The 5,280-nt window shown below is 65.5% G+C and carries 4 protein-coding genes; 2 read left to right on the top strand and 2 right to left on the bottom strand.

Translation table 11 applies throughout. The annotated features are described in order from the left end of the window. Window positions 1–97: 97 nt before the first annotated feature. A complete protein-coding gene (locus tag ABE459_RS25630; protein ID WP_110992188.1) occupies window positions 98–481 on the bottom strand; it encodes a PaaI family thioesterase in 384 nt (127 codons plus the stop codon). Next, window positions 481–2,808, bottom strand: a complete 2,328-nt coding sequence (locus ABE459_RS25625) for a Tex family protein (protein ID WP_323830043.1) — start codon at window positions 2,806–2,808, stop codon at window positions 481–483. The genes ABE459_RS25630 and ABE459_RS25625 overlap by 1 nt, the downstream gene beginning before the upstream one ends. A 228-nt stretch (window positions 2,809–3,036) precedes the next feature. On the opposite strand from ABE459_RS25625, the gene ompR reads away from it, so the two are divergent. Beyond that, the gene (gene ompR / locus ABE459_RS25620; RefSeq protein ID WP_110992190.1) at window positions 3,037–3,777 is read left to right on the top strand and encodes a two-component system response regulator OmpR; all 741 of its coding nucleotides are present in this window, start codon (window positions 3,037–3,039) and stop codon (window positions 3,775–3,777) included. Between the two features lie 106 nt (window positions 3,778–3,883). Then, a complete protein-coding gene (locus ABE459_RS25615; protein ID WP_110992191.1) occupies window positions 3,884–5,197 on the top strand; it encodes an ATP-binding protein in 1,314 nt (437 codons plus the stop codon). Window positions 5,198–5,280: the final 83 nt, after the last annotated feature.

Genomic DNA, 5,280 nt, shown 5'->3' with positions numbered 1-5,280 from the left:
CCACAAGACCCTGTGGGAGCCGGCTTGCCGGCGATGGGCTGCAGAGCAGCCCCAACAGCTATTGCCGGCAAAAATACCGCAGATAGGTCGGTGTCAGCTAGAGAACCGCGAAGGTTCCCTGCGCCTTGGCCACCAACTTGTCGCCCTGGAGCACGTCGGCGTCGACCACCAGCGTGCGCCGCCCGGCATGCAGCACGCGGGCGGTGCACAGCACCTCACCCTCGCTGACGGCGCGCATGTAGTTGATCTTGCACTCGATGGTCACGCTCTGCTGGTCGAAACCATGGCTGGCCGAACAGGCCAGGCCCATGGCGATATCGACCAGGCTGAAGATCGCCCCGCCGTGCAGCTTCTGGCCACGGTTGCGCAATTGCGGTTCGAGCGCCAGGGCTACCTCGGCAACGCCGGTGTCGAGGCGTTGCAGGCGGCAGCCCAGCAGCTGGCTGAAGGCGCTTTCGACGTACTCTTTCGGGACGTCCATCACTTCTTCTTCAACTGCTTGGCGTTGGCGAACAGCGAGGCCATGGCGTTGTTGGCCGGCGCGGCGGTGGTGGTTTCACGCGGGCGCGGTGCCTGCTGCTGGCGGTTGCCGCCATTGCCGCCACGGTTACCGCCACGGTTGCCCTCGACCTTCTCGCCCGGGGTGTCGCTCATGCGCATGGACAGGCCGACCCGCTTGCGCGGGATGTCCACTTCCATCACCTTGACCTTGACCACGTCGCCGGCCTTGACGGCTTCACGCGGGTCCTTGATGAACTTCTCGGACAGCGCCGAGATGTGCACCAGGCCGTCCTGGTGCACGCCGATGTCGACGAAGGCACCAAAGTTGGTGACGTTGGTCACCACGCCTTCGAGGATCATGCCCGGCTCCAGGTCCTTGAGGTCCTCGACGCCGTCCTGGAAGGTGGCGGTCTTGAACTCGGGGCGTGGGTCGCGGCCGGGCTTGTCCAGCTCCTGCAGGATGTCGGTGACGGTCGGCAGGCCGAAGGTTTCGTCGGTGAACTGCTTCGGGTCCAGGCGCTTGAGGAAGCCGCTGTCGCCGATCAGCGAGCGGATGTCGCGCTCGGTGCCGGCGGCGATGCGCTGCACCAGCGGGTAGGCCTCGGGGTGCACGGCGGAGGCATCCAGCGGGTTGTCGCCATTCATCACACGCAGGAAGCCGGCGGCCTGTTCGAAGGTCTTTTCACCGAGGCGGCTGACCTTTTTCAGTGCGGCGCGGGTGGCGAACGGGCCGTTGGCGTCGCGGTGGGAAACGATGTTCTGCGCAAGCGTCGCATTGAGGCCGGAGATGCGCGTCAGCAAGGCCACCGAAGCGGTGTTGACGTCCACGCCCACGGCGTTCACGCAGTCCTCGACCACGGCGTCCAGGCCACGGGCCAGTTTCACCTGCGACACGTCGTGCTGGTATTGGCCGACGCCGATGGATTTCGGGTCGATCTTCACCAGTTCCGCCAGCGGGTCCTGCAGGCGGCGGGCGATCGACACGGCGCCACGGATCGATACGTCCAGATCCGGGAACTCCCGGGCGGCCAGTTCCGAGGCCGAGTACACCGAGGCGCCGGCTTCGGAGACCATGATCTTGGTGATCTTCAGGGCTGGGTATTTCTTAACCAGCTCGGCCACCAGCTTGTCGCTTTCGCGGCTGGCGGTGCCGTTGCCGATGGCGATCAGCTCCACCGAGTGCTTGGCGCACAGGGCGGCCATGATCGAGATAGTGCGGTCCCAGTCGTTCTTCGGCGCGTGCGGGTACACCGTGGTGTAGTCCAGCAGCTTGCCGGTGGCATCGACCACGGCGATCTTGCAGCCGGTGCGCAGGCCCGGGTCGAAGCCCAGGGTGGCGCGCGGGCCGGCCGGGGCGGCCAGCAGCAGGTCGTGCAGGTTGTGGGCGAACACGTTGATCGCCTCGCCTTCGGCGTTGTCGCGCAGCTCGCCGAACAGGTCGGTTTCCAGGTGGGTGTAGAGCTTGACCTTCCAGGTCCAGCGCACCACTTCGCCCAGCCACTTGTCGGCCGGGCGGTTGCGGTTTTCGATGCCGACGTGGCTGGCGATCATCACTTCGCACGGGTGCAGGGTGCCGGGCAGCTCTTCGCCGACTTTCAGCGAGGCGCTCAGCACGCCCTCGTTGCGCCCGCGGAAGATCGCCAGGGCTCGGTGCGACGGGGCGGTGCGCAGCAGTTCGTCATGGGCGAAGTAATCGCGGAACTTGGCGCCTTCCTCTTCCTTGCCGGCCACCAGGCGGGCGCTGAGCACGGCTTCCTGCTTGAGGAAGTTGCGCAGTTTTTCCAGCAGGGCGGCGTCTTCGGCGAAGCGCTCCATGAGGATGTACTTGGCGCCTTCTAGCGCTGCCTTGACGTCGGCCAGGCCTTTTTCGGCGTCGACGAAGCGCGCCGCTTCGCTTTCCGGATTCAGTTGCGGGTCGTTGAACAGGCCGTCGGCCAGCTCGCCGAGGCCGGCTTCCAGGGCGATCTGGCCCTTGGTGCGACGCTTCTGCTTGTAGGGAAGGTAAAGGTCTTCGAGGCGGGTCTTGGTGTCGGCGAGCTTGATTTCGCGGGCCAGTTCCGGGGTCAGCTTGCCCTGCTCCTCGATGCTGGCGAGGATGCTGGCGCGCCGGTCGTCGAGTTCGCGCAGGTAGCGCAGGCGCTCTTCCAGGTGGCGCAGCTGGGTGTCGTCCAGGCTGCCGGTCACTTCCTTGCGGTAACGGGCGATGAAGGGCACGGTCGAGCCTTCGTCCAACAGGCCCACGGCCGCTTCGACCTGTTGTGGGCGCACGCCCAGTTCCTCGGCGATACGGCTGTTGATGCTGTCCATGAGAACCACCTGACAAATAGTGAATGCAAGGCCGCGGGTGGCTGTTCAGGCCCGGCGGCGCTGGGTGAAAGGCGCGCATTATACCCATCGTGCCGGGCTTGCGGTGATGGCGCCGGGCCATGGGCCGCGGCCTGGAAGTGGCACCATGGGAAAAATCTGCTAACAATGCACACGGCACGCGCTGCAATGGCTACGCCATAATGCGCGGCGATCTCAGAGGAGCAATTCATGACCAGCACCGCAAACGCCGCAGATGGCGACAAGATTCTCATCGTCGACGACGACCCAGGCTTGAGCAGCCTGCTGGACCGTTTTTTCACCAGCAAGGGCTTCCGTGTGCGCACCGTGCCCAACGTCGAACAGATGGACCGCCTGCTGGCCCGTGAGGTGTTCAACCTGGTGGTGCTCGACCTGATGCTGCCGGGCGAGGACGGCCTGTCCGCGTGCAAGCGCCTGCGCGCGTCGAACAACCAGATCCCGATCATCATGCTCACCGCCAAGGGCGACGAGCTCAGCCGTATCAAAGGGCTGGAGCTGGGCGCCGACGACTACCTGGCCAAGCCCTTCAACCCCGACGAGCTGGTGGCCCGGGTCAAGGCCGTGCTGCGTCGCCAGTCGCCGACGGTGCCGGGCGCGCCGGGCAGCGAGGAAGAGACCGTCACCTTCGGTGACTACGAGCTGTCGCTGGCCACCCGCGAACTCAAGCGTGGCGACGAAACGCACATGCTTACCACCGGCGAATTCGCCGTGCTCAAGGCCCTGGTGATGCATGCCCGCGAGCCGTTGACCCGCGACAAACTGATGAACCTGGCCCGTGGCCGCGAATGGGATGCGCTGGAGCGCTCCATCGACGTGCAGATCTCGCGCCTGCGCCGGATGATCGAACCCGACCCGTCCAAGCCGCGTTACATCCAGACCGTGTGGGGCGTGGGCTACGTCTTCGTGCCGGACGGAAACGCCGGCAAATGAGCCAGCCGGCTCGTTGCGACGGTGCAGGGCGGCTCGCAGGAGCCGCCCTGTTTTCGTCTGTGGCGTGCGGCTTTTCCACGTTGCCCTTGCTGATTAGTAGTGATCGATGAAAACCCCTCTCTGGTTCCCGCAAAGTTTCTTCGCCCGCACCCTGTGGCTGGTGCTGATCGTCGTGCTGTTCTCCAAGGCGCTGACCTTGGTGTACCTGCTGATGAACGAGGACGTGCTGGTCGATCGCCAGTACAGCCATGGCGTGGCCCTGACGTTGCGCGCCTACTGGGCGGCGGATGAAGAGAACCGTGACAAGATCGCCGAGGCTGCCGGGCTGATCCGGGTCACCGGCTCCGGCGTGCCGGAAGGCGAGCAGCACTGGCCGTACAGCGAGATCTACCAGCGCCAGATGCAGGCCGAACTGGGTGATGACACCGAGGTGCGCCTGCGTATCCACGCGCCACCGGCGCTGTGGGTGAATGCGCCGAGCCTGGGCCCGGGCTGGCTCAAGGTGCCGCTGTACCCGCACCCGTTGCGCGGGCAGAAGATCTGGAACGTGCTGGGCTGGTTCCTGGCCATTGGCCTGTTGTCCACCGCTTCGGCGTGGATCTTCGTGCGCCAGCTCAACCAGCCGCTCAAGCGCCTGGTGTTCGCCGCCCGCCAACTGGGCCAGGGGCGCAGCGTGCGCCTGCCGGTCAGCGACACCCCCAGCGAGATGACCGAGGTGTACAAGGCGTTCAACCAGATGGCCGAGGACGTCGAACAGGCTGGGCGTGAGCGCGAGTTGATGCTGGCCGGTGTGTCTCATGACTTGCGCACGCCCTTGACCCGGCTGCGCCTGTCGTTGTCGCTGATGGGCAACGACAGTGACCTCAGCGACGACATGGTCCGCGACATCGAAGACATGGATGCGATCCTCGACCAGTTCCTGGCGTTCATCCGTGACGGGCGCGACGAGCCGGTGGAGGAGGTAGACTTCAACGAGCTGATCCGTGAAGTGGTGGCGCCGTACAACCAGCCCAAGGAGCGCGTGCGCCTGTGCCTGGAGCCGATCCCGCCGTTTGCGCTGCGCCGTGTGTCGCTCAAGCGCATGCTCGGCAACCTGATCGGCAACGCCCTGCACCACGCCGGCAAGGGCGTGGAGGTGGCGGCCTATGTGTCGGGTGACCAGAGCGCGCCTTATGTGGTGCTCAGTGTGCTGGACCGTGGTACGGGCATCGATGAATCGGAGCTGGAGACCATCTTCAACCCGTTCATCCGTGGCGACCGGGCACGCGGTGGCAAGGGCACCGGGCTGGGGCTGGCGATCGTCAAGCGGATTGCCGCGCAGCATGGTGGCAATGTCGAGTTGCGCAACCGGTCCGGTGGCGGGATCGAGGCGCGGGTGAGACTGCCGCTGGGGTTGCTGTTGCCGCGTAACGCCGTCTGATCGTTGTTGCTTGTACCGGCCTCTTCGCGGCTAAAGCCGCTCCCACAGAGAACATGCAAAACCCTGTTGGAGCGGCTTTAGCC

Source organism: Pseudomonas sp. TWI923 (assembly GCF_039673365.1).
Lineage (GTDB): Bacteria > Pseudomonadota > Gammaproteobacteria > Pseudomonadales > Pseudomonadaceae > Aquipseudomonas > Aquipseudomonas sichuanensis.
This window is presented reverse-complemented; position numbering and strand designations above follow the sequence as displayed.